Here is a 24,316-nt window from a genome sequence, read left to right on the forward strand (position 1 = left end):
AGGTATAAGACTTTAGCGCCTAGGCAAAGGCTTTCTTAATATTCTCGATACGCTGAGCAATCTCTTCTTCAGTCCAAGATAGCTTAATTAGCATAGAGATGGTTTTACTCATAATAGCATCAGATTTTGGTACTGATACCTTAGTGTAGTCTGGACGATCTTTGATTAATGTGATCGGTAGGGCAGAGCATGATTTCAACTCTTGAATGTGCTTCCAGTTGCTGAGGTAGTGCCAGTTATTAACATACCAGTAGAAGCAACCGTCAACGCCATTCTCAGCTAACTTTTTGTTGATCTCTATGGTGCGCTCTTCAGATGACATCATGAATGTCAAGAAACCTGCTGAATCACCTTCAGCATCAGGAAGTTCACGGAAAGTCACTTCACTGATATCAGCCATTGCTGATTTTATGGTGTTTTTGTTCTTGCGCTGAATCTCGATGATGGTATCCAGTTTACGCAACTGCGCAAGACCCATAGCGGAGTTCATTTCTGAAATACGGAAGTTCAGACCCATAATAGGGTGGCCTTCTGCACCACGATCGTTACCCACATGGTCGTGGCCATGGTCTGAGAACATATGTGAATGGTTGTAGATGGTTTCACTGTTAGTGATTACCGCTCCACCTTCACCACATGTGATGGTTTTAACTGAGTCAAACGAGTAACAGCCTACATCGCCGATAGTACCGAGTGCCTGACCTTTGTATGTGCCACCAATCGCCTGACAAGCATCTTCTAAAAGCACTAAGTCATGCTTTTCACAAACCGCTTTAATTTCATCTAACTTGCCCATAGAACCACACATATGCACAAGGTTGACCGCTTTTGTACGTGGAGTAATAGCAGCTTCAATGCCTTCTGGAGATAGACATAAGGTCTCATCGATTTCAGCAAAAACAGGGACGGCACCTGCCATAAATACTGCTTCAACTGAGGCGACAAAAGTGAATGGAGGCACGATAACTTCGTCGCCAGCACCAATACCGGCAGCGGCTAATGCAGTTTGAAGTGCTGCAGTACCACTTGACAGTAGATGAGCATGTTTAACATTCATCTTTTCACAAAGCAATTGCTCCATCTCACGCGTTTTCCAGCGGTCGTTGCGCATATGATCAAAGTTATAACGGAAGGTGAAACCGTTCTCCATTACATCTGCAACTTCTTGCTTCTCTTCAGGGCCAAATAATTCAAAACCGGGCATGGAAATTTCCTTAGAATTCGCTGCGCTTATTTGCGCGTGAAATAAATCATAACTACAGGATTATAACTGGGTTGGATGGAAAACTGCGATGTTTATTAAGGAATATTCAGTTAAAACTGAAAAAAAACGATGTGATAGGGTAAAGCGTATGCAGCTAGCCCTTAAAATGAGAATTTTTAAGGGCTGTTCAGTGCAGCTTATCAGTGCAGCTTAGTTTTCTGGTTTGAACTTGTCGTTGTCGACAGTTACATCTAAATCTGATAATAATCCGTTGTCGATACCGTAAATCCAGCCGTGAACTGAGATGTTTTGACCTCTGGCCCAAGCATCTTGCACGATATTAGTACTGCTTACATTACCAACTTGTTCGATGACATTAAGCTCACATAGGCGATCAAATTTCTCTTCACCCTCTAGTTGACTGAGCTCCTCAGTATGTAAGCGATGAACATCTCGAATGTGGCCTAACCAGTTATCGATTAACCCAAGCCTATCATTGCCCATAGAGGCTTTGACTCCACCGCAACCATAGTGGCCAACGACCATGATGTGCTTAACTTTTAGTACTTCTACTGCATATTGCAGTACAGATAAACAGTTAAGGTCGGTGTGAATAACCATGTTAGCGATGTTTCTGTGAACAAAAACTTCACCTGGCATCAAGTCAATGATCTGGTTAGAGGGGACACGGCTATCAGAGCAGCCAATCCACAGGTATTCAGGATTTTGTTGGGTAGCGAGTTGCTCAAAAAAATCGGGTTTCTCTTGTACGATACGTTCAGCCCAACGGCGATTGTTTTCAAAAAGCGGTTTTAGTATTTTCATTGTTCTCAAAAGTATGCAGTTGAAGAGGGAACTTGTCAGCCAAGTTGATTCAGTATTCTAGCACTGATTTCTCACTATGCTGGTCTATTCAGTAAGATACCTAATTAACATTAATTAATAATTAAGGTGTTTAATCTATTTGGTGTTAACTGTGTTTTGTTTGTGGTTCTAGATTGTGGTGAGTCTTGTTAATGGGATGAAAAGGCTTTGAAGGTTTGTCTGGCTAGGTAAATAACACAGCCAGAATGAATTCTGGCTGTGTTTGTTAAACTCAGCACTTCTAGCAATTACTTAAGGTGCTTACCGAGAAAATGTTTAAGCTGGTTATTGATGAAATCTGGCTCTTCCAGTGTTGATATATGGCCTGCATTGGGGATATGTATAAACTCACTACCATCAATCGCATCGTGCATCAGATAACTTTCAAGTACAGGCCTAACTGTGTCTTCGACACCAGTCATAATTAAGCAAGGCAAGGTCAAATTCTCAATATCATCCATGGTATCTCGGCGTCCAAAAATGATTTTACCTAATCGATAAATGCTCTCTATCCTTGCAGGCTCTAAGTTTTCTAGCGATGTTGCAAAGCCCTGAAAAAGCGCTGGGTGCTTTTTGTCAGCGTCTTTGCAGAAGTAAAGCGGCGTGATCTGCTCAATTAATGCAGCGGGTACAGCCTGAGTGTTACGTATGATATCTAACATGTTGTAATACTTAGCTCGGGCAACTTCAGGCTCATAACCAATAAATGAGTTCATCATCACTAAGGTTTGGACGCGCGTTGGAGCCAATAATGCAAGCTCAGCTCCCCACATTCCACCGACTGATAGCCCGACAATACTGAATGAGTCAATCGATAGCGCATCCATGAGTTCAAGCATTTGCGCACTGATATCTCTTAGAGAGTGAGTAGACTCTGGTAGGCTTTCTGAATCACCGTGGCCCCATAACTCTGGAACTATGCAGCGGTAATGCTGTGAAAGACATTCTATTTGAGGTGCCCACATCTGTGAGTCCCAAAGATAACTATGGCCAAATAGAAGTACAGGCCCAGTACCAATATCTAAATAACTTAAACGTTTGTTATCAATTGTTATCTGCTTTTTAGAAGGTGAAGAGTTCATATTGCCTACTGTGTTGTACTGAAAAATTAAAGATAATTGTATTCGTGTGAATTAATGCGCTAGCTAAAGCACTTGCGTAACCCCTGAGGGGCTAGGTGCGACTTTAAAGACGTAATGATTCACTAATGGTTCAAGTCTAGCGAGTAACTCTGACTTGAACCTGATATCTGAGTTCGATATGGCCTGCTTTAAAACATGGATATCAAAACCGCTTAATATGTTGTTTGCTACTGGAAAGTAGCTTAAGTGCCAGGGCTCTGGACTAACACCACTTAAACCGAGTTGAAAAGGGAAGTAAAACCCGTATTTACTGGCATTGAGTACCAACCATTGGTGCAGCGCACTGCAGGGGCCATCTTTGTCATATTCAGCTGAAATAAGCTGCAGTTGGGATTGAGTGATTTGATTGCCATCAAATAGATCGACATCAGTCCCCCAATGGTGGCGTGAAGTACCAGGTAACGCCGACCAGAGTAGAATCAGGTCGATAATCTCATCCGCTGACTTTTCGCTTATGTCAACCGGCTTAGATTCGAGATCAAGCACTGGTCGTAGGCCATTAGCCTTGTTATTCCAGATATGCATTTGACGGTCAAAATCACGGTATCCAGAGCATATCTGGATATCAATGCCTGCAGTCACGGCCGCTGCAGTCATCTGTGATAGCGCAGCAGCTGTGTGTGATTCGAGCTTGTGGCCTTGATGTTCGATAAGCGCACTCGAGTCAAGGCCATAGGCTGTTAGCGGGTTTAGCAAAGTAGCTTTTCCAAAATTACCTCATAACATAGGGCCAGCTGCTCAAGATCTGAGACTTTTACGCATTCATTGACTTTATGTATGGTTGCATTGACTGGGCCTAGCTCAATCACTTGTGCGCCAGTTGGGGCAATAAAGCGGCCATCAGATGTACCGCCAGAAGTCTGAGGATCTGTTTCAGTACCTGTGACGTGTTTTATCGCTTCACGGGTGGCATCAAGCAAAGGCCCATCTTCGGTAAGAAATGGCAGGCCGTTATAGATCCAGCTTATGTCATAATCTAATCCATGTGCGTCAAGAATATTCAGCACACGTTGGATTAGAATTTCAGCGGTAACCTCAGTGGAGTACCTGAAGTTAAACATCACTTCTAACGCTCCAGGTATAACGTTTGAAGCGCCTGTTCCACCATTGATATTGGCTATTTGAAAGCTAGTCGGCGGAAAATACTCATTGCCGTTATCCCACTTCATCCTTGCTAGCTCATCAAGGGCTGGCGCCGCTTTATGAATTGGGTTATCAGCAAGGTGAGGGTAGGCCACATGGCCTTGGATACCGTTAACGGTTAAGTTTCCTGTTAGGCTACCTCTACGTCCATTCTTAACGATATCACCCAGCTTGTGGGTAGAAGATGGCTCGCCGACAAGAGACCATGTGATTTTCTCATTCCGTGCTTCTAAGGTATCGATAACACGGGTTGTACCATTAATAAATGGCCCCTCTTCATCACTAGTGATCAAGAAAGCAATTGAGCCTTTATGATCTGGATTCTTTGCCACAAATCGCTCAGTGGCAACCAGCATTGCGGCCAAAGAGCCTTTCATATCAGCTGCGCCGCGACCATGAAGGTAGCCATCAATAACCACTGGGTCGAATGGCGGGGTATGCCAACGGTTAAGATCACCGACAGGCACAACATCGGTATGGCCTGCAAAACAAAACAGGGGTTTTTGACTCCCGCGCCTTGCCCACATATTTGTCGTATCTTCAAACACCATAGATTCGATGTCAAAACCTGCATTGGCAAGTCTATCTGCCATAAGTTGCTGACAGCCTTCATCTAAAGGAGTGACTGAAGGGCGTGAAATGAGATCCTGAGCGAGTGTTAATACATCCTGACTCATGAGTTAAACCACGCTTGGTAATCAGCTTCTTTAAAGCCTACTTGGATTTTGTCATCGACGACAAGTACTGGCCTTTTAATCAAGGTTGGGTGGTTTAGCATGAGTTCGATAGCTTTATCTTGGTCAATATCGGCTTTATCGGCATCAGAAAGGTTTCTAAAGCTGGTACTACGCTTATTAAATAACTTTTCCCATCCAATCAACGCAACCCAATGGGTTAACTGCTCTTTGTCGAGCCCATCTTCACGAAAATCATGAAATGAAATGTTTGGTTGGTTTTTATCAAGCCATTTTCTGGCTTTTCTGACTGTATCGCAGTTTTTGATGCCGTAGAGGGTCAAGATGATTACTCCTTGTCTTGCTTATATTTTATTCGAACGAGCGAATTGTTATTTATTTGCATTGTGGCATTGCCTGAGAGTTCTCACAAGCGTCAGTTGGCTTCATGTATAGATGTCATACCAATTAAGATAATAATTTATACGCTGAGTAGGAATTTGAAGCCAGAACCGCTTCGCACATAGGTAAAAGTTATATCTATGTAAGCCTTGAGTAGAACTTTCACAATAGGTTCTTAGCATCTACGTCATGTGACTAGGGTTATCTGAGATATAATTTTTTGGATTATCTTAGGTATAAATAATGCTGTTTGCGATTTAATTAAACCTTTATGGGTGTGCTTGAACAAAATAGGGGTAAATAAAAATGCTTCACCAGTAACTGATGAAGCATTAGGGGATGATCAAGTGGTTTTAGAGTACGACGGTGAAAATGACATCTTTTCCAGCTTCAATACTGCCTTGTCGTTTTTCTAACGACTGGATATCTTCCATGTTCGCTAACACAACGGGAGTGAGCAAACTTTCTACTTGGTCTTTAAGATAGTTAAGGTCAAATTCAAGGATAGGTTGACCTGCTTTGACCTCTTGACCCTCTTCGGCTAAACGTTTAAAACCGTTACCCCTTAACTCTACGGTGCCAACACCGAAATGGACAAAAAGTTCAAGGCCTTGGGGAGACTCAATACTAAATGCGTGGTTTGTTTCAAATATTTTTCCAATTGTGCCATCTATCGGTGCAACTATCTGCTTTCCTTTAGGCTTGATGGCTAATCCATCACCAACAATTTTTTCAGCAAAAACAACGTCGGGAACCTTCTCAATTGGCACAATTTCACCTGATACTGGTGCATATACATCAATGCCGCCTACGAGATCGGTTTGCCCGGACATTAAACGTCTTATACGGCTTAAAAAACCCATTTTTTATCCCCTAGTACTATTTTTAGTCTTTTTTATAATCTTATTTATTATGCGTTTCATATTTATATGCTGAATCATACCAGTTAGTTACAGTGTGACACATAATCATTTAGTTCATCCAATCTTTGTATGGATAATGCTTGATTGCACCATTTTTGATAAGTAGACAAGGTATGCTTACCCAGTGATGATTTAAGCTCCAGTAAACTAGAAGGCGCAACACTGAGTTCATCAACGCCCATCCCTATAAGGATGGGAGCTATGTTTTGATTACTGCCCATTTCTCCGCAAACTGAAATTGTAAGCCCTGCTGGTTTTGCACAAGCTATTGTCATCTTGATTAAAGCTAACACGGCAGGAGACAGTGACGGATAGCGCTTTGCTAACATAGGGTTAGTTCTATCTGCAGCCATAGTGTATTGAGTCAGATCGTTAGTACCTATGCTGATGAAATCAAGCTTGTCTATCATCGATGGCAGGTTTATTACTGCGGCTGGGGTTTCTATGACAACGCCAAAATCGAGTTCTCCAAATCCTCTTTCGCTTTCTATTAGCTCGACTTTACACTGCTCGATAATATCAAATAGGGAGTCGAGTTCCTCGACTTGGTTGATCATCGGAAACATTAACCTGACTTTGCCGTGATTTGCCGCCCTAAGAATTGCCTTTAATTGGGTTTTTAATAGAGGAAGGTTAGCGAGTGAATACCTAATCCCACGCAAGCCAAGGGCTGGGTTCTCCTCATCGGGTAAAGATAAGCAGGGGAGTTCTTTATCTGCGCCAATATCTATGGTTCTTATGGTGAAGGTTTTACCATTGAGTAACTGTAATGCGTCACAATAAATACCATATTGGACCTCTTCACTTGGTAGCTCTTGGGCATTCATTAACATAAACTCAGTCCGAAATAATCCAATGCCATCAGCACCAATCTCAGAGAGTTGCCTGATCTCGCTAATGCAGCCGACATTCGCGAGCAATGGGATCTTATGATTATCTTTGGTAAGTGTTAGCTTGTCTTTGAATTTGAGTAATTGACTCTTTCTTAAACTATCGTCTTCATTGAGTTGCTTAAGTTTATCGAGGGTATCTGTGCTCGGGTTAATATGAACTTCACCAGATAGAGCATCAAGTGCAATAACTTGATTATCTTTAAGCGTTTTAGGCACAAGCGCATCGAAATCACAGCTCAACAGGGCTGGGATCCCAACACTTCTGGCCAGAATCGCTGTATGACTGGTTAAGCCGCCTGTTTTGAGCACTATCCCACTGATCTTATCAAGCGGGAGATTTGCAAACTCTGCGGGCGTCAGATCTGATGCAAACAAAATTGTCGGCGCGCTAAGCTGTTGCAGATCGTGTTTGATATTGCCAAAAATGGCCGAGATTAATCGAGTTGAAAGGCATAAAACATCATCAGCGCGGTGTGCGAGATAGGGATCTTCCATGGCTTTTAACTGATCGGCTTGTTGTGTAAATATCCGTTCAACAGCAACGGCTGCGGTAAACCTTTGTTCAGAAATAGCGCTATTTAATTGGTCTTTTAACTCATCATCATCAAGCAATAATATATCCGCTTCGATGAGTTGATAGTTTTCACTCTCAGCTTCCAGCTTTTCTAAGCTATTGCTGAGTAACTGGACAAACTCAAAAATTGCCTGCTTGAGTTTATCGAGTTCGATATTTATCTGGCTGGTGGGAAGTACACGGTAATCTAACTCGGCTTTGTGTGGCTGAACAATTTTTGATTGACCAAAGGCTACGCCTGATGACACAACAATTCCTGAGATGGGCATACTAAATTCCTGTATATATCTTTATTACATTGGTTTTTCAGTTCTAGCTCAAGGTGATAAGTAGCTCAGATACTTTCTCAACCGCTTGCTCTGCTTCATCACCTTCAGCGAATACTTTGACAGTAACTCCTTGGTATAAGCCTAAGGTTTGTAATTTAAATAGACTCTTAGCACTGGCTTGTTTGCCATTACACTCTACCAGAACATCACAATTAAATGTTTTAGCAGCTTTTACGAGTAGGGCTGCAGGTCTAGTGTGAATGCCATGGGTCGCAGTTATAGTGACTGATTTTTCATACATATCAACAACTCTTAAAATGAAGTATAAAATGGATTAATATTCAGAAATGATAAAGTTCTTTTTTTTCAGCGTCGTTATGGCTAAGGGCAGCTTGTCATTTTTGACGAGAATATAGTCGGTATCAAATGTTGATATAGCAAAAATGCTAATGTCGGCATCGGCAAGGGCACCTGATACGCTGGAGAGTATCCCTGTCATTGAGAAACCTAACGGACCAATAACTTCTAAGCAGCCCCAATCGCTTTCCTCTTCAAGGCTATCTAATACTAACTCTTTAGGCACAACCACGGAAATCTCATCTTTTGTTTTAGCGATAAAGAACATCTCTTGTTGAAAGATTTCAGGCGCTATCGATGAATCAGGGCTGAAGCTATGTATGCTGTATTGCTGGGCATGAACTGCTAACGTCATTCGAGCCATGAAAGCCTATTACCTAAGTGTTTTGAAATATGAGTCAGTAGCTTAGCATAGATTGTTAACCTAGAGTTTTATAGGGTGTCTTGAGATTTTTTTTCGATTTGTTAGTAGATGATGAGGGAGAGCGTTGCTCTCCCTTGGCTTGATAACCTAAACCTAAACCTAAACCTAAAGCTAAACCTTAAACTGGCTGAGCGTATTAGATGAGTCAGCACTGATATCTTGAAGTGAGATCGCTGCAGAGCGATTACTTTCAATTGACTTAACAGATACCTCGGTTAATTCTGTAATGCTGCAGATATTACGGTTAACCTCCTCAGTGACTAAAGATTGCTCCTCTGTTGCGCTGGCAAGCTGAGTATTCATATCACTGATATGGGCAATGAGTGCTAAAATCTCAGTTAATGAGTCCCCAGCATCTTTTGCTTGAGATTGCAGTTCAATAGACCTTTGTTGGGTATCACTGTTACTTGTCATCACAGAGGATACACCTGATTGGATTTCGCTAATTATTTTTTGTATCTCATTGGTCGATTCTTGGGTTCTGGTTGCTAATGCTCTTACTTCATCAGCCACAACGGCAAAGCCTCTACCATGAGCACCAGCCCTTGCAGCTTCAATAGCGGCATTAAGTGCAAGTAGGTTCGTTTGATCTGCGATACCTCTAATGACATCTAAAATACTACCAATCTGATCTGAAGACAGTGCAAGGTTTTGGGTGATCCCTTCAGCAGTTTTTAGTTCAGTAACGAGTATCTGTGTGTTTGATACCGTCAAATCCATCTGTGCCTTGCTCTGTTGTGCTTGCACTTTCACACTATTGGCAGCATCCGCAGCCTGCTGAGTATTACTTGCCATCTCATGGGTCGTTGATAGCATCTCGTTGATCGCGGTTGCGACGCTGCTTGTTTCTTCATGCAGGTGATCAACGCAATCATTCGATTCTTGTACCGATCTCAATAAACGGTTTGCATCTTGATCTAGCGTGGCGCCAAGCGGTTGAAGGTGACCAACCATATCAGCTATTTTTTTGACAAATAAATTAAACGCGACTGCAAGCTCTACAACTTCATCACGTCCTTGAGTTGGCAAGCGTTTAGTTAAATCGCCTTCACCTTGGGCGATATTATTCATGGCTGCAATCGCTTCTTTCAGTGGCGAAGTTATGGAATGATTAAGGATTAAGAAAAAAGCAAATATAGGTGCAGCAATCAATACCATTATTATCAGATAATTGCCGACGATTGAGAATGTAGCGTCATCAATATCACTGATATGGCTGCCCGTAATGAGTGTCCATTGCCATTGTGAATAATACCTTGCCTCAACCAACTTCTCTTGAAATCCACCGCTTACAGGGTCGGCAACCTGTAAAGTGAGCTGTGAGTTATGGCTTTGTTTTGCCTCATTAATTAGGCTGGTCAGAGTGTCATTATTTGATTTTGTTTTTACGGCTGTAGCGGCTTGACCAATTAATCTATCCGAGCCGCCATGTGCGAGTATTTTGTGCTGGTTATCGATGAGAATAAAGTAACCATCTTTGCCATAATTCATCTGATTGACTAGCTCGGCAGCTTCAGTCTTAGCGTCCTCAAGGGTTATTTTTCCGTCTAAAGCTTGCTGGCGATGCGCTTCAATAATACTGAGCGCCGTACCAAGTTGTGCATCATTTTGAATCCATTTTTGTTCGATTAAGTTATTTCTCTGCTCGTTAATAGAGAAACTGGCGAATACAAATGTGCCGATGGCCGCTAATGCTAACATTAAGATAAGACGTTGAAGAATAGATAGTTGCCGTAGTAGTTTTGTCATAGCTTTCCCTTATGAGGAATATTGTGATTACCTATAAAATATACCTTCCATATGACGCTAATTATATGGTGTTGAACGATTTTTATTGGATTCTAGACATTGCTCACTCTTGTGGATGTTGCAGTGGTCTTTTTTATACCTAATTAATGTAAGTTAGTCGTATTCGATAGGTTAATTATTTATCGGTTGTTTACTTGGAGTGTAAATTTAAAGCCGTAATAACAGAGGTTTAAGTGATTTCGGGGCTTGTTGAAGAGGATTTATTGGTTAATATATTGTTTTCACTTTGATTTTTTTGTTATTTGAGCGCAAAATTAAATATTATTCCTTTTTGGTTGTTCTCATGACTACGACATCACAAGTTATCACCTCTGATGACATTCTTTTGAAACTGTGTAATTCCGTTTCTCATGTACTTTCCAGTACAACGGCGAGTCAAGTGACTCATGCTGCAATGGTGCAACGTATTACCCGCACTTGCCTTAAGCCTGACCTTGGTTGTTTCTCAATTTTCGATGGTGGTTTTTCTGGGTTGGTTGTCATCAATTTTTCAGCCCCAGCAGCAATAGAGATCTATCGCTCTTATATGAAACAGATGGGAATGCCTGAATCTGAGCTTGCTTTTTCACACACTTCTGATGAAGTTGGTGACATCATGGGTGAGTTGATGAATCAAATACTGGGTGACTTCATCAACAAGGTGAATAAACAGCTGCAAACATCGATAAATCAAAGTCAGCCTAAGATGCTGACGATTAATAAAGAGCTTACAATCTCAATTGATACGAACCTAGATGAGGCTGTGGCGAGAAGGGTATCATTTAGAACTCAAAGCAATCATATCTTTTATCTAGAGTTTGCAATGGATAAAACAGAGTTTATTAAGCTCGATGAGTTTGATGCTGAAGATGACTTTGATCCCGATGACTTGATTGCAGAGCATGGCGTTAACGGCTCGACTAAAGATAAAAAAGCTTCATGGTCACAGCCCACTTCAGCTGCAGTGATCACAGACGATGCTGACGATCTGCTTAATGAACTGGGTATTTAGCCTTAGTTAACGAATACAGCGAGCTTATTGACGGTGTTTTTATTTGTGGGCTTGTTATCAACTAAATGTATTGCGGAAAAATCAATTATACTTGTCTGAGAAAGCTTGATACTTGGGACTTTGATTTTTTCGCAATCTGTTGCATTAACTTAAATGAGGGCATTGATATATTATAATCCTTTTCCATCTCATCAAGCATAAGCAGCCAAAGCTTTGCCGTCATTTCTGAATCTGCCAACGCCCTGTGAAATACCCCATCATTATCAATCTGCTTATACGCGACTAAACCGCCAAGTTTGTGGTTAGGTGCATCTTGAAATATGCGTCTTGAGATCAGCATAGAACAGGCAAACTCACCTCCGTATCCTCTATTGATCGTTGCCAGTTCGGCATCAAGAAACCGTTGATCGAAAGACGCATTGTGTGCGACTAGATTATCTGAGCCGATAAAGTCGGCAAAACGTGCCATAACAGCTTCACAAGAATCCGCACGGCTTAACATAGAATTGGTGATACCTGTATAGCCTTCAATAAAGGCGCTAACCCTAAAACCAGGGTTCATTAATTCCTGAAAGGTATCTGTGACTTGGCCGTTTTGTATTTTTACTGCGCCTATCTCAATGGCGCGATCGCCCTGATTAGGAGAGAGACCTGTAGTTTCGAAATCGAGAACGATAACTGAATCTGCACTGCGTAATGTCATTGCCTTGATGTGCCTTTTACCCGGTATTTAGAAAGTTGTTTTATGTATCGTTGCATCTAATGCACTTATAGCAAGCAAATAAAAAACCCGCGAGATAAGTCGCGGGTTTTATCATGTGCAAATATTAAAAAGTAAAATTACTTCTTAGCAGCTGCTTCACGTTCTTTAACTTCAGCGATAACTTTCTCAGAAACACTGTTTGGACATGGTGCGTAGTGTGCGAACTCCATAGAGAACTGACCACGACCAGAAGTCATTGTACGTAGTGAACCGATGTAACCGAACATTTCTGATAACGGTACGTCAGCTTTAATACGAACACCAGTAACACCAGCCATCTGATCTTTGATCATGCCGCGGCGACGGTTAAGGTCACCAATAACATCACCAACGTTGTCATCTGGGCTGAATACATCAACATTCATGATAGGCTCAAGAAGTTGTGCACCTGCTTTTGGCATAGACTGACGGAAAGCGCCTTTAGCTGCGATTTCGAACGCGATAGCTGATGAATCAACTGCGTGGAAAGCACCATCTACTAGCTCAAGTTCAACGTCAAGTACTGGGAAGCCAGCAACAGTACCAGTTTCCATCATAGATGCGAAACCTTTCTCAACTGCAGGCCAGAATTCCTTAGGAACGTTACCACCAACAACTGATGACTTGAATGTGAAGCCAGTGTTTTGCTCACCAGGGCGGATGATGTAGTCAATCTTACCGAACTGACCAGAACCACCAGACTGCTTCTTGTGCGTGTAGCTATCTTCAGTGATCTGAGTGATAGTTTCACGGTATGCAACTTGAGGCTCACCAACGATTAGGTCAACACCGTAGGTACGCTTAAGGATATCAACCTTAATGTCTAGGTGAAGCTCACCCATACCTTTAAGAATTGTTTCACCTGAATCTTCATCAGTTTCTACGCGGAATGATGGATCTTCTGCAATCATCTTACCGATAGCGATACCCATCTTCTCTGATCCGCCTTTATCTTTTGGCGCAACAGCGATAGAGATTACTGGCTCTGGGAATACCATAGCTTCAAGAGTACAAGGGTTCTTAACATCACATAATGTGTGACCAGTTTGAACGTTCTTCATACCTACGATAGCAATGATGTCACCAGCTTGTGCGTAATCAAGCTCGTTACGCTCATCAGCTTGCATCTCAACCATACGTCCAACACGCTCAGTTTTACCTGTGAACGAGTTAAGGATGGTGTCACCTTTGTTGATCTTACCTGAGTAGATACGTACGAAGGTTAGTGCACCGAAGCGGTCATCCATGATTTTGAAAGCAAGTGCTTTAAATGGCTCATCGATAGATACAAGTGCGTGCTCGCCAGTCTCGTTACCTTCTTCATCAGTAAGAGGCTGTGGATCAACTTCAACTGGGTTTGGTAGGTAATCAACAACAGCGTCAAGAAGAAGCTGCATACCTTTGTTCTTAAACGCAGAACCACAGTATGTTGGGAAGAAGTCCATAGTACGAGTACCGCTACGGATACAACGCTTAATGTCTTCCATAGATGGCTCTTCGCCTTCCATGTAAGCTTCCATAAGATCATCGTCCTGCTCAACAGCAGTTTCGATTAGCATCTCACGGTACTCTTCAACTTGGTCAACCATGTCAGCTGGAACGTCTTCGATCTTGTAGTTTTCAGCTTGACCAGTTTCATCCCATATCCAAGCTTTACGAGTTAGTAGGTCAACAACACCACTGAACTCATCTTCGATACCGATAGGAAGAACCATAACTAGTGGGTTAGCCGCTAGTACGTCTTTAGTTTGCTTAACTACACGTAGGAAGTCAGCACCCATACGGTCTAACTTGTTTACGAAGATAATACGTGCAACTTCTGATTCGTTCGCATAACGCCAGTTAGTCTCTGACTGAGGCTCAACACCACCAGAACCACAGAATACACCAACACCGCCATCAAGAACCTTAAGTGAACGGTAAACTTCAACTGTGAAGTCAACGTGACCAGGGGTGTCAATAACGTTAAAACGGTGATCGTTCCAAAAACAACTTACAGCAGCAGACTGAATGGTAATACCACGCTCAGCTTCCTGTTCCATGAAGTCAGTTGTTGATTCGCCATCATGAACTTCACCTATCTTATGGATCTTACCGGTAAGCTTAAGGATACGCTCTGTTGTGGTGGTCTTACCCGCGTCAACGTGAGCAAAGATACCAATGTTTCTGTACTTTGATAAATCAGTCATTTTTCTACTCTAATTGGAGTTACGTTCTAAAATTCGGGGGGAAGTATATCAACACTTTGGGAATAGTTTTATAGATTTTTATTAAAATCGTTCACTTTCGCACAATAAACCCATAAATTAGACTAGGTCAATGTTGGTTTAAGTGGTATAAGTCATGTAAATACAATGGTTTGCGGGTGTGCAGCGTAAAGGCGGTTAACTCAGGAAATGCTTATATCATTTTGTCCAATTGTGATGTTAGTTCAGTACAAAATCGTCTTTTATTGACCTTTTCTTCATTAGCCACTCAGTTTTTATGATCTCATCGAGCGTTTCGAAAATGCATCATTGCTAATATCTGCGCAATTCAAGTACGCAAGATTATTAGGTTACATATATATGCAATTAGATTTAGGTCAGCTGACACCAGAGATATTTCTGAAACAATACTGGCAAAAGAAGCCGTTAGTCATTCGACAAGGGTTCAAGAATTTCAAAGACCTATTATCACCTGAAGAGATGGCTGGTCTTGCGTGTGACGAATTAGTCGAGTCAAGGCGTATCTATAAAGAGCAGGGGGATTGGCAAGCAGAGTTTGGCCCTTTTCAATCTTATGAGCACTTAGGTGAAAGTGATTGGACGTTAGTGGTACAAGCGCTAAATAACTGGGTGCCCGATGCCGAGAAACTGATCCAATGCTTTGATTTTATTCCTCGCTGGCGATTTGATGATGTGATGGTGAGTTATGCGACTCCTGGTGGTGGAGTTGGCCCTCATATCGATCTCTATGATGTATTTATCTGTCAAGGTTCAGGTCGAAGACGCTGGCGTGTGGGTGATAGAGGACCGCACAAAGAGTTTGCCGTTCACCCAGCTTTGCTCCATACCGAGGCGTTTGATCCAATTATTGATGTTGAGCTTCTTCCCGGCGACATTCTTTATCTGCCTCCAGGTTTCCCACATGATGGAGTCACGTTAGAGTCGTCTATGAGCTTCTCTGTTGGCTATCGTACTGCATCGACAAAAGATATGGTTAGCGCGTTAGCTGATCACTTGATTGATAACGAGCTAGGTTGTGAGCAGGTAGAAGATCCTGATAGAAAACTTTCTGTTAACAGTGGCAGGGTAGATGTAAACGATTTATCACGTATCAAAGCTCAGCTTCTTTCGCAGCTAAATGATCAATTAATTAGCGAGTTTTCTGGACGTTATCTCACTCAATCTAAATGTGAGCTGGACTTGCCAGATGAAAACCTTGGCTTTAGTTGCGAAGACTTTAAACAGATCATTCAAAATCAACCATTAATACGTATAGGTGGGCTAAAAGCGCTTTATTTTGATGCCAGTGTCGATAGGGGCGTTTTCTTCCTTAACGGTGAACAGGTCACTCTCCCTCTATCTTTAATAGATGTCATTCCTGTACTTTGTGATAATCAGACGATTAGCTATGATCATCTTTCTAACTGGCTAGAAGATACTGCGTTTGTTGAAATCATGCTTGAGTGGATTAATTGCGGTTATTGGTATTTTGAACAGGACTAGTTAATCCCTCGATATAAGTATTTTTTTATCGCGTATTTGCAATAAATAAGTGGAGCCATTTGGCTCCATTTTTGTTAGATTCTCACTGATTATTTTCTTTATTAATAAGGGGAAGCCTTTTGGCGATTGAACACAGTACAATCATGTTGGTGTTATCTCAGTTAGAGTGTCGGACCAATTTTACTATCAAAAAAATCACTGAATATATGCTCCCAAAGCTTAAAGAGCCGATTTACTTACATGGAGCAGATAGGGATTGCCAATTAGTGATAAGACCTGCTTATGAAGTGTTTTTGGAAGATTTCTCTTCACTTGAAGGGGTGACACATAAAACAGGCTATTTTCACAATAATGAGATGACTCGCTTTCCTAAAAGAGTACAAAAAAGTCTCAATGGTATCCATTATGGTTTAGGGTTTAAATTTGAAGATGAAGATGCTGTAAAGCGATTTATTAACCGCTTAATAGCGATCAATAAGGGAGAGTGAAGGTACTCATCTCTGTAAGTAAAGGTGTTGTAAATAAAAGGTGCTATGAATAAAAGCTGGTATGAATAAAAGTAAACTTGTAGAAAGCATAGTCACCCAACTTGAGGTAAAGCGGGCGTTGGCAATTAATGCGGCGAACCAAGCCCATGAAACGGCGACCCACACCGAAACCGTTGCAAAAAGTAAATATGAAACTTTCGGCCTTGAAGCTTCATACCTAGCTCACGGACAAGCTAAACGTGTCACTGAGTGTGAAGCTGAGATAAATCTATTTTCAAGTATGGCAATAAATGATTTCAGTGAAGAGGCTCAAGTTGGGGTATCTGCTTTGGTCACCATTGAAGACCCTCAAGGTGAACTTAAAACATGTTTTGTGGCTCCTGGTGGCGGTGGTTTAAAGCTTGAAGCCAGAGAAGTACTATGTGGTTATGAGCCGTCGTCATTTAGCCAATTTATCACAGTGATCACGCCCTCATCCCCCTTGGGGGCAGCGCTAATTGGTCGCTCTATGTTTGACTCATTTACGCTGGATATAGGCAGTAAAATCATAGTTTATGAGATAGTCGGCATATTTTAGCCCTTTTGAGTGGGTTGCAATCAATCAAACTTTCCCTCTGTTCATTATTTTAATTTCATGATTTACCCTCGCTAACCCTTAGTTTATGATGTGTCTAACTTGTTGCTATTAAGTTGTTTTATTGAGGCTTGCATCAAATAAGGTGGTAAATTGATTTCATATTATCGTAATGGCAATGGTTTGAGCTATGTTAAACAAGTTAAGGCTTGTAGGTATGCAGCCTTAACAATTTGTATAGCCATTATTCTATCTTTAACGAGCTACCAAGCGATGGCTCAAGATCTTGAACCGCGAAGTTATAGCAATATTCCTATCGGGATGAACTTTCTTGTTGTAGGTTATGCCCGCTCTCAAGGGGAAGTGTCTCCATCACCAAGTGCACCTGTTGAAGATGTAAACCTTGAAATTGACGGTGCTGTTATCGGTTACGCGCATTCATTTGCACTTGCAGGTCAATCTTCAAAAGTTGACATGGCCGTTTCTAGAGTATGCTTTGACGGGAGTGCAAGACTTGATGGTGAGACTGTCACTGCGGATCGGTGTGGCTATACCGATCCAAGCATTCGGCTTACTTGGAACTTTTATGGCGCTCCAGCGTTAAAGCCTAAAGATTTTGCCAGTTGGCAGCAGGGAGTTGTCGTTGGTACAAGCTTACAGATCACCGCACCTATCGGCAGTTATAGTGACGATGTTTTGTTAAATGCAGGGACGAATCGCTGGATATTTAGGCCCGGTGTTGGCATGTCGCAAAAGCTAGGCCGCTGGTATTACAATCTTATCGCATCCATGAGGTTGTATGCGGATAATGATGAATATTATAATGATATTTTACTGACTCAAGAGCCACAATATACTTTGCAGGGGCATCTTATCTACACTTTGAGCCCAGGTCACTGGGTATCGCTAAACTCCAACTATTTCTTTGGGGGTGAAACCTCGAAAAACAATATTGAGTCGAATGACCGTCAAGAGAACTCACGTTTTGGTGTCACCTATTCATTTCCTCTGAGTCGGAGTAGCAGTATTAAGCTGAACTACAGTAAGGGAGTATTGACTCGTGTCGGTAATGACTTTGACTCATTTGGTGTTTTTTGGCAGTACGGTTTTTAACGTGATACAAGATGGCTATATTGTCATTCGGAGGTTATTTGTTTAAGTCTAGGCTTTATCTATCTCTCATATTATTAGTGTGTTTATCAGGTTGTAACCTGGCTAATCATGGCTCCTTTGTAACCCAGAGTTTTCATCTAAATGATGGTAGTGTTCCGCAACTGCTGAGCAAAGTATCAGGAGAGAGCTGTCAAACCTCTGTTTTGTATTTTATTCCCTATGGCGAATCAGCATCAACTGCAAACGCGATAGCTGATGCAAAATCAAAAGTGGCTGGAACACAGTTTTTAGCCGATATAACTATTGATGACGAATTTTGGTTTGAGTTTGGCTATTCGGTGCAATGTATTATTGTTTCCGCCACGGCGTATGGTGATATTGATTAGGCACAAATGTTGAGTTAAGAGCACTTCTAAAGGCAGACATGGTTAAGATAACTTGTCATGATTGGCTCTTAAGTCTGTAATTCGTCGCAAACATAAAAGTTACCCACCTTATACTGATTCGTATTATAATTGCTGTGCCTTTATAATGTGATTGAATTTGAGCATTATTATTCTGTTTCGCAACTATCCTTGAGAGCTGTACATGTCCTTCTCGTCCCTTGGTTTAAGCCAACCTATACTCGACTCCCTTAAAGACCTTGGCTATGACACGCCAACTCCTATTCAAGCAGAAGCTATCCCCCTCGCTGTCAAAGGCAAAAGTTTGATCGCTGCGGCGCAAACGGGGAGTGGTAAAACGGCGACATTTGTATTACCGATTTTAGAAAAATTAGCCAGTGGTGAAACCCTGCGAAAAAAACGCGCTAGGGCATTAATATTAACTCCCACTCGAGAGTTAGCCATTCAGGTATTTAAGAGTATTGAAGCATATGGCAAAAACTTAAATTTGAAGGCTATGGCTGTATATGGTGGTGTTGATTATGCCCCTCAAAAACAGCAGTTAATTGAAGGTGTCGATATCGTTGTCGCTACACCGGGTCGCTTAAGAGATCTTTATACCCAAAGAGCGATTCATTTCGATGAAGTAGAGCTATTAGTCTTAGATGAAGCAGATAAAATGCTTGATATGGGCTTTATTGAAGACATTAATAAAATTGTCGATACCTTGCCTGAGCATAAGCAAACCTTACTCTTCTCAGCGACATTATCTCGTCAGGTGAGGGAGCTTGCTAAGGAGACTGCAGTTAATGCCGTCCAGCTTTCAGTCACGCAAAAAAGTGAAGGCAAGCCTAATATTGAACAATGGTTAGTGACAGTCGACAAGGACAAAAAGTCAGCTCTACTTAGTCATCTCATTAAGCAGAGTGACTGGCCCCAAGCACTTATTTTTATTGAAACCAAACATGGCGCAGCTAAGCTGGTGGCACAACTCGAAAATCGTGAGATTCAAGCTGAGTGCATACACAGTGGGAGAACCCAAGCGATTAGGGAAAGTATCTTAGCTGACTTTAAATCTGGGAAAATTAAATACCTTATCTCAACAGGGATCTCAGCACGGGGTATCGATATTGATGAACTTCCTTTAGTGATCAATTATGACCTGCCTTTTCCTGCCGATGAATATGTCCACCGTATTGGGCGAACAGGTCGCGCAGGCGCTAAGGGAGAGGCACTCTCTTTGGTTTCGAAAGATGACTTTAAAAACCTCTGTATGATTGAAAGTCGAATAAACCAGCTTATCGAGCGCCGAGTCATCGAAGGGTTTGAACCTCGTAAACTTGTCCCTGTGTCAGTGCTAAACTTTGTACCTAAAAACAAGCCTGCCAAGAAAAGCACAGTAAATAAGCCAGTAACTGAAGGAAGACAGAGTAAAAATACGCCAAAGCGAAACTCAGAGAAACACACAGATAAAGGCAGCCGCAAAGCGAAAACTGAAACCCTCAAGGACGACAAACTACCGCTAAACCCTTGGGGTAGGTCATAGGCCTTTTTACAGTAACTATATTTCAAAACTTATATTTCAGAGCTTAGGTTCAATCAGCACAAGAGTAGTGATTTTTGTTTTCTACTTTGTGCTGAGAGTGCCAATTATTTTGCGGAGTTAAAAATTGTAGATATAGAGCTATACTTTGCTTGCGTATTACAGGCTTAACTCCTATGATCCACTCGTTTTTTATTACCCATACACCGCAGGCGATTTCATGCTTAACTCTCCGCTTTCCCCTAGCTCGACCGAATTAGTTATCAATGTTTTGGATATGGTTTTATCTGAAGGCAAACCTTTAGACCGTGCCTATTCCCATCATTTCTCGGGCCTGAATCTAGCGCCTTCTGAGCAGGCTCGCATTACAGTTGTAGCAGGTGATATTTTACGTCGGTTAAACCTCTATTGTTACCTATCTGATGTGAAGTTTGATGAAATGTCTCGAATGGGGACCCGATTACTCAATGCATGGCATACGTTCCATGAGCTAGACTTGCCTAAAATGCAATATGCGCTTCAACTTGATAAAGCGCTTTATGCTGAACGGTTAGAGCAAGCAAAGGCTCAGCCAGCATTGTGGGATGGTTGTCCCGAATGGCTTGATGAGATGGGACAAGCTCAACTGGGTGAGGATTGGGCTAAAGAGAGAGCGGCTTTAAATGCACAACCTAAACGTTATCTTAGAGTTAATCTATTAAAGTGTACTCGTGAAGAGCTAGCAAAGAAGTTAAGAAATGAGCAGGTACAGACAAAAGAGGTCGACGGTGTTGATACAGCGCTTGAGGTCACTTCAGATTCAGCGTTGTTCCGTACTGAGTGTTTCAAAAAAGGTTGGTTTGAACAGCAAGATGCTGGCTCTCAACTTGTTGCAGCGGCTTTAGATGCAAAACCTGGCATGCGAGTGATAGATGCATGTGCCGGTGCCGGTGGTAAAACACTTTCTATTGCGGCGCAGATGAAAGGTAAAGGTCGATTGCTTGCTATGGATGTCGAGCAATGGAAACTTGATAGCTTAAAGCAGCGTGCTCGACGTGCTAATGCTCATAACGTAGAGACGCGTATAATCGCAAGCTCTAAGACTATTAAACGGCTTAAATTAAGTGCTGACCGTGTGTTGTTAGATGTGCCATGTTCTGGACTTGGCGTACTTAAACGTAATCCAGATGCCAAGTGGCGTGATACTCCAGAGCGCCTACCTGTACTAGTAGAGCTGCAAAAGCATATTCTGCAAAGTTATAGTCGTATGGTTAAAGTTGATGGGATTTTAGTTTACGCAACTTGCTCAATCATGCCTGAAGAGAATAGAGACCAAGTGGATGCTTTTCTGGCGGAAAACAAACATTTCAAATTTATTGAAGATGAGACTATCAGTGTTGCTGACTCAGGGTTTGATGGCTTTTATATGGCCAAGCTTGAGCGTATAGCTGAATAACAGCAAGCGGCGCCTATTCCCTTTACCATCGCCCTTTTCTGCAAGGGTGATGGTGGTCTGATGATTATCGTCTGATAATGTATGAAGATAGTTTACCTTACCCCTCATTAGGCTAATACCCCATTACTGTCTGCAAGAAATCCGCACAATCTTTTAGTTATCTTCAGCTGTTAATAATACCCGAAGCTCAGCCTGACCTCATTACATAGGCATATCGCTAAAGCATGCTTATATTTTGTTAATATAGGATCTTTGTAGTCTAGAGAATGTGAGGATGGCTATTTTATAACTTACTCATTGATAGGGATTTATAGTGATTGGTATCAGTAGCTTGTGTTGAAGATTAACCTTACAATTTCATAGTGTTTTAAAGCATAAATCGGTACTATGTACGATATACGGGTTGTTTAGGTATGAGCATCTATGGAACAGAGTGGTTCATCAAGTATTGAAGTTTTTCCAGTCGTAACTGACTATCATGTCAGCGTGAAACATTATGGAGCGATACTAGCGCTCCTGTTAGATGGCTCACCTCTTAGCGAAATATTATCCTCTTTAGTCTCACTTATTGAAGCTGAAAAACTGGGCACTATGGGCTCAGTTTTACTCCTTAGTGATGATGGTAAGCGGCTCCTTAATGGCGCTGCGCCTAGATTACCCGATGATTACAATAAGGCCATTCATGGCATTGAGATAGGTGATGGTGTCGGTTCATGTGGTACAGCTGCTTATCGTGGTGAACGTGTCATCGTTGAAGATATTGAAACCCACCCCTTTTGGGCTCCTTTTAAAGCGTTACCATTAAAGGCGGGTTTGAAAGCTTGTTGGTCGGAGCCGATTAAAGACAGCAAAGGCAATATTATTGGCACATTTGCCATGTATTACGACTCTCAAAAGTCACCAACAGCGCAAGATCTATTACTTATCTCAGAAGCTGCCAGTTTAGCGAGCTTAGCCATAGAAAGAAGTCGAGCCCTTCAGTTTCAACGTTTAACAAGTAATATATTTAAGCACTTACCCATCGCGCTCGTTATCACCAACGATAATTGGAATATTCTGAATGCCAACCCGGCGTTTTATCAATTAATTAAACTATCTGCCGAGAAAGAACATCAATTTGACCCTCACCATTTTTTTGAACCTTCAGGGTTAAACAAAATCGCTCATATGTATGAGTCTTTACAAAAGAACGAAGCATGGCAAGGGGAGCTAATTGGTAAGCGTTTATGTGGCGCTAGTTTTCATCTCGATCTAACTGTGACCATGTTTAAAGACCCTTGCTTAGATGAAGTATGCTATGCATGGTTATTTAGTGATATTAGTGAGAGAAAACAAGCCTCTGAATTGATCGATTATCAAGCTAATTTTGATTCATTAACTTCCCTTGCCAACCGTCATCAGCTGTTTCGTGTCATGCAAGAAGAGATAAACTCTGACAGTTTAATGCCAGGTTTTTCATTTATGTTGATGGACTTAGATCATTTTAAGCAGGTTAATGACACGTTAGGTCACGACAAAGGTGACAAGTTACTCGTCGAAGTATCAAAACGAATAAGTCACTGTATCCACGAATCATTTCTACTTGCTAGATTAGGTGGCGATGAATTTGCACTTTTTTTACCTGGGTTAGTGAAAGCCAGTGAACTCACAAAGCTCGCCGATCATATTGTAGAAAGTGTTTCTCGGCCTTATCTTATTGATGATAAACAAGTATTAACTAGTATCAGCGTCGGCATTGCGCGCTTCCCTGAAGATGCATTGAACCTTGAGCAGTTATTAAATTGTGCGGATCAGGCGATGTATGCTTCAAAAGAGGAGGGCAGAAATCGATTCCATTTCTTTACTCAGCAGATGCAGCAAGATGCTGAGCGCACAGCTGTAATTCATACCGCATTACGATTAGCATTAGATCTAGATGCGTTCGAGCTTAACTTTCAACCCATTGTTTCATTAACCACAGGGGAGATTATTCGTGCGGAGGTTTTGCTTCGGTGGAAGCATCAAGGGAATTACATCTCTCCACAAGATTTTATCCCCATCGCTGAAAGTAGTGGTTTGATTGTTGAAATTGGTCAGTGGGTGCGTAAAGAGGCGATGAATGCCTTAATGGAGTTTAAACAGATAAAGCCTGAAATAGGTTTATCAATTAATGTCTCTATGTATGAGTTTTGGTCTCATGCATTGCAAGACAGCTTAGTAAAATCGATAGAAGATATAGCAGTGGATTTAACGACTGAGGGCTTTCCCTTTGAATCTATGACAATTGAGATCACTGAATCGTTATTAATGAAAAACAATCATCACTCAATTCAATCATTAAACAAATTAAGAGAGATGGGATTAAAAGTTGCTATTGATGACTTTGGTACCGGGTTTTCCTCTTTATCCTATCTAAGTCAGTTTCCATTAGATCAAATTAAAATTGATAAAAGTTTTATTCAACAGTCTGAAGGAAATTATAAACAGCAAGCGCTCGTAACTGCGATAACGTCATTAAGTCATGCTTTAGGGCTAGATGTTATTGCTGAAGGTGTTGAAGTTGAACAAGAATTAGCGTTTGTTAAACAAGCAGGTATTGGCTTAGTGCAAGGCTACTATTTTTACAAGCCAATGAGTAAAGCAGCACTGTTAGCTCAACTATCTTTATAGATAGGTGAGC

22 protein-coding genes are annotated in these 24,316 nt (G+C 41.6%); 9 read left to right on the forward strand and 13 right to left on the reverse strand.

Translation table 11 applies throughout. The annotated features are described in order from the left end of the window. Positions 1-19: 19 nt before the first annotated feature. The 11 genes from kdnA to BM736_RS09455 form a co-directional block, all read right to left on the reverse strand. A complete protein-coding gene (kdnA, locus tag BM736_RS09405) occupies positions 20-1,204 on the reverse strand; it encodes an 8-amino-3,8-dideoxy-alpha-D-manno-octulosonate transaminase KdnA (protein WP_076411247.1) in 1,185 nt (394 codons plus the stop codon). 210 nt (positions 1,205-1,414) lie between these two features. After that, entirely contained in the window at positions 1,415-2,029 is a 615-nt protein-coding gene (can, locus tag BM736_RS09410; protein ID WP_076411250.1) for a carbonate dehydratase, read from the reverse strand. Positions 2,030-2,316: 287 nt separating this feature from the next. Beyond that, positions 2,317-3,150 (reverse strand): alpha/beta fold hydrolase, encoded by an 834-nt coding sequence (locus tag BM736_RS09415; RefSeq protein ID WP_076411252.1) that lies wholly within the window; start codon positions 3,148-3,150, stop codon positions 2,317-2,319. Between the two features lie 63 nt (positions 3,151-3,213). Next, complete coding sequence (locus tag BM736_RS09420; protein WP_076411254.1) at positions 3,214-3,906, reverse strand: M15 family metallopeptidase; 693 nt, start codon at positions 3,904-3,906, stop codon at positions 3,214-3,216. Next, entirely contained in the window at positions 3,900-5,030 is a 1,131-nt protein-coding gene (gene dapE / locus BM736_RS09425; RefSeq protein ID WP_076411256.1) for a succinyl-diaminopimelate desuccinylase, read from the reverse strand. The genes BM736_RS09420 and dapE overlap by 7 nt, the downstream gene beginning before the upstream one ends. Then, on the reverse strand, positions 5,027-5,371 hold the full coding sequence (locus BM736_RS09430; RefSeq protein ID WP_083700015.1) for an ArsC family reductase: 345 nt from the start codon (positions 5,369-5,371) through the stop codon (positions 5,027-5,029). Before BM736_RS09430 ends, dapE begins: the two co-directional genes overlap by 4 nt. A 411-nt stretch (positions 5,372-5,782) precedes the next feature. After that, positions 5,783-6,292, reverse strand: a complete 510-nt coding sequence (gene crr / locus BM736_RS09435) for a PTS glucose transporter subunit IIA (RefSeq protein ID WP_076411259.1) — start codon at positions 6,290-6,292, stop codon at positions 5,783-5,785. An 83-nt stretch (positions 6,293-6,375) separates the two neighbouring features. Beyond that, complete coding sequence (gene ptsP / locus BM736_RS09440; RefSeq protein WP_076411260.1) at positions 6,376-8,088, reverse strand: phosphoenolpyruvate--protein phosphotransferase; 1,713 nt, start codon at positions 8,086-8,088, stop codon at positions 6,376-6,378. A gap of 43 nt (positions 8,089-8,131) precedes the next feature. Beyond that, the gene (locus tag BM736_RS09445; protein WP_076411262.1) at positions 8,132-8,389 is read right to left on the reverse strand and encodes an HPr family phosphocarrier protein; all 258 of its coding nucleotides are present in this window, start codon (positions 8,387-8,389) and stop codon (positions 8,132-8,134) included. Between the two features lie 33 nt (positions 8,390-8,422). Beyond that, positions 8,423-8,809, reverse strand: coding sequence for an ACT domain-containing protein (locus BM736_RS09450; RefSeq protein WP_076411264.1), 387 nt, complete (start codon positions 8,807-8,809; stop codon positions 8,423-8,425). A 171-nt stretch (positions 8,810-8,980) separates the two neighbouring features. Continuing rightward, positions 8,981-10,618, reverse strand: coding sequence for a methyl-accepting chemotaxis protein (locus BM736_RS09455; protein WP_076411266.1), 1,638 nt, complete (start codon positions 10,616-10,618; stop codon positions 8,981-8,983). Positions 10,619-10,961: 343 nt separating this feature from the next. On the opposite strand from BM736_RS09455, the gene BM736_RS09460 reads away from it, so the two are divergent. Further along, on the forward strand, positions 10,962-11,669 hold the full coding sequence (locus BM736_RS09460; protein WP_076411268.1) for a DUF3334 family protein: 708 nt from the start codon (positions 10,962-10,964) through the stop codon (positions 11,667-11,669). A gap of 85 nt (positions 11,670-11,754) precedes the next feature. Here BM736_RS09460 and BM736_RS09465 read toward each other — a convergent pair whose 3' ends face one another. Then, positions 11,755-12,372, reverse strand: coding sequence for a PolC-type DNA polymerase III (locus BM736_RS09465; protein WP_076411270.1), 618 nt, complete (start codon positions 12,370-12,372; stop codon positions 11,755-11,757). A gap of 137 nt (positions 12,373-12,509) precedes the next feature. Further along, the gene (gene fusA, locus BM736_RS09470; protein ID WP_076411272.1) at positions 12,510-14,600 is read right to left on the reverse strand and encodes an elongation factor G; all 2,091 of its coding nucleotides are present in this window, start codon (positions 14,598-14,600) and stop codon (positions 12,510-12,512) included. 378 nt (positions 14,601-14,978) lie between these two features. Between fusA and BM736_RS09475 the strand changes: the two genes are divergently transcribed. The 8 genes from BM736_RS09475 (at position 14,979) to BM736_RS09510 (ending at position 24,306) form a co-directional block, all read left to right on the forward strand. Continuing rightward, positions 14,979-16,121 (forward strand): cupin domain-containing protein, encoded by a 1,143-nt coding sequence (locus BM736_RS09475; RefSeq protein WP_076411274.1) that lies wholly within the window; start codon positions 14,979-14,981, stop codon positions 16,119-16,121. 119 nt (positions 16,122-16,240) lie between these two features. Beyond that, positions 16,241-16,609, forward strand: coding sequence for a hypothetical protein (locus BM736_RS09480; RefSeq protein ID WP_076411276.1), 369 nt, complete (start codon positions 16,241-16,243; stop codon positions 16,607-16,609). Between the two features lie 61 nt (positions 16,610-16,670). After that, on the forward strand, positions 16,671-17,186 hold the full coding sequence (locus BM736_RS09485; RefSeq protein ID WP_076411278.1) for a hypothetical protein: 516 nt from the start codon (positions 16,671-16,673) through the stop codon (positions 17,184-17,186). A gap of 150 nt (positions 17,187-17,336) precedes the next feature. Continuing rightward, positions 17,337-18,296, forward strand: coding sequence for a transporter (locus BM736_RS09490; RefSeq protein WP_256717770.1), 960 nt, complete (start codon positions 17,337-17,339; stop codon positions 18,294-18,296). 11 nt (positions 18,297-18,307) lie between these two features. Beyond that, positions 18,308-18,682: a hypothetical protein gene (locus tag BM736_RS25405; protein WP_256717771.1), complete on the forward strand. Its 375-nt coding sequence runs from the start codon at positions 18,308-18,310 to the stop codon at positions 18,680-18,682. A 202-nt stretch (positions 18,683-18,884) separates the two neighbouring features. Beyond that, on the forward strand, positions 18,885-20,225 hold the full coding sequence (locus BM736_RS09500; RefSeq protein ID WP_076411279.1) for a DEAD/DEAH box helicase: 1,341 nt from the start codon (positions 18,885-18,887) through the stop codon (positions 20,223-20,225). A gap of 217 nt (positions 20,226-20,442) precedes the next feature. Beyond that, positions 20,443-21,657 (forward strand): RsmB/NOP family class I SAM-dependent RNA methyltransferase, encoded by a 1,215-nt coding sequence (locus tag BM736_RS09505; RefSeq protein WP_076411281.1) that lies wholly within the window; start codon positions 20,443-20,445, stop codon positions 21,655-21,657. A 423-nt stretch (positions 21,658-22,080) separates the two neighbouring features. Then, complete coding sequence (locus tag BM736_RS09510; RefSeq protein WP_076411283.1) at positions 22,081-24,306, forward strand: EAL domain-containing protein; 2,226 nt, start codon at positions 22,081-22,083, stop codon at positions 24,304-24,306. Positions 24,307-24,316: the final 10 nt, after the last annotated feature.

Source organism: Shewanella sp. UCD-KL12 (genome assembly GCF_001957125.1).
Taxonomy (GTDB): Bacteria; Pseudomonadota; Gammaproteobacteria; order Enterobacterales; family Shewanellaceae; genus Shewanella.

Coding starts and splice junctions, on each gene's coding strand:
- kdnA (WP_076411247.1), bottom strand. CDS start 1,204: ATGCCCGGTTTTGAATTATTTGGCCCTGAAGAGAAGCAAGAAGTTGCA.
- can (WP_076411250.1), bottom strand. CDS start 2,029: ATGAAAATACTAAAACCGCTTTTTGAAAACAATCGCCGTTGGGCTGAA.
- BM736_RS09415 (WP_076411252.1), bottom strand. CDS start 3,150: ATGAACTCTTCACCTTCTAAAAAGCAGATAACAATTGATAACAAACGT.
- dapE (WP_076411256.1), bottom strand. CDS start 5,030: ATGAGTCAGGATGTATTAACACTCGCTCAGGATCTCATTTCACGCCCT.
- crr (WP_076411259.1), bottom strand. CDS start 6,292: ATGGGTTTTTTAAGCCGTATAAGACGTTTAATGTCCGGGCAAACCGAT.
- ptsP (WP_076411260.1), bottom strand. CDS start 8,088: ATGCCCATCTCAGGAATTGTTGTGTCATCAGGCGTAGCCTTTGGTCAA.
- BM736_RS09445 (WP_076411262.1), bottom strand. CDS start 8,389: ATGTATGAAAAATCAGTCACTATAACTGCGACCCATGGCATTCACACT.
- BM736_RS09450 (WP_076411264.1), bottom strand. CDS start 8,809: ATGGCTCGAATGACGTTAGCAGTTCATGCCCAGCAATACAGCATACAT.
- BM736_RS09455 (WP_076411266.1), bottom strand. CDS start 10,618: ATGACAAAACTACTACGGCAACTATCTATTCTTCAACGTCTTATCTTA.
- BM736_RS09460 (WP_076411268.1), top strand. CDS start 10,962: ATGACTACGACATCACAAGTTATCACCTCTGATGACATTCTTTTGAAA.
- BM736_RS09465 (WP_076411270.1), bottom strand. CDS start 12,372: ATGACATTACGCAGTGCAGATTCAGTTATCGTTCTCGATTTCGAAACT.
- fusA (WP_076411272.1), bottom strand. CDS start 14,600: ATGACTGATTTATCAAAGTACAGAAACATTGGTATCTTTGCTCACGTT.
- BM736_RS09475 (WP_076411274.1), top strand. CDS start 14,979: ATGCAATTAGATTTAGGTCAGCTGACACCAGAGATATTTCTGAAACAA.
- BM736_RS09485 (WP_076411278.1), top strand. CDS start 16,671: ATGAATAAAAGTAAACTTGTAGAAAGCATAGTCACCCAACTTGAGGTA.
- BM736_RS25405 (WP_256717771.1), top strand. CDS start 18,308: ATGGCTATATTGTCATTCGGAGGTTATTTGTTTAAGTCTAGGCTTTAT.
- BM736_RS09500 (WP_076411279.1), top strand. CDS start 18,885: ATGTCCTTCTCGTCCCTTGGTTTAAGCCAACCTATACTCGACTCCCTT.
- BM736_RS09505 (WP_076411281.1), top strand. CDS start 20,443: ATGCTTAACTCTCCGCTTTCCCCTAGCTCGACCGAATTAGTTATCAAT.
- BM736_RS09510 (WP_076411283.1), top strand. CDS start 22,081: ATGGAACAGAGTGGTTCATCAAGTATTGAAGTTTTTCCAGTCGTAACT.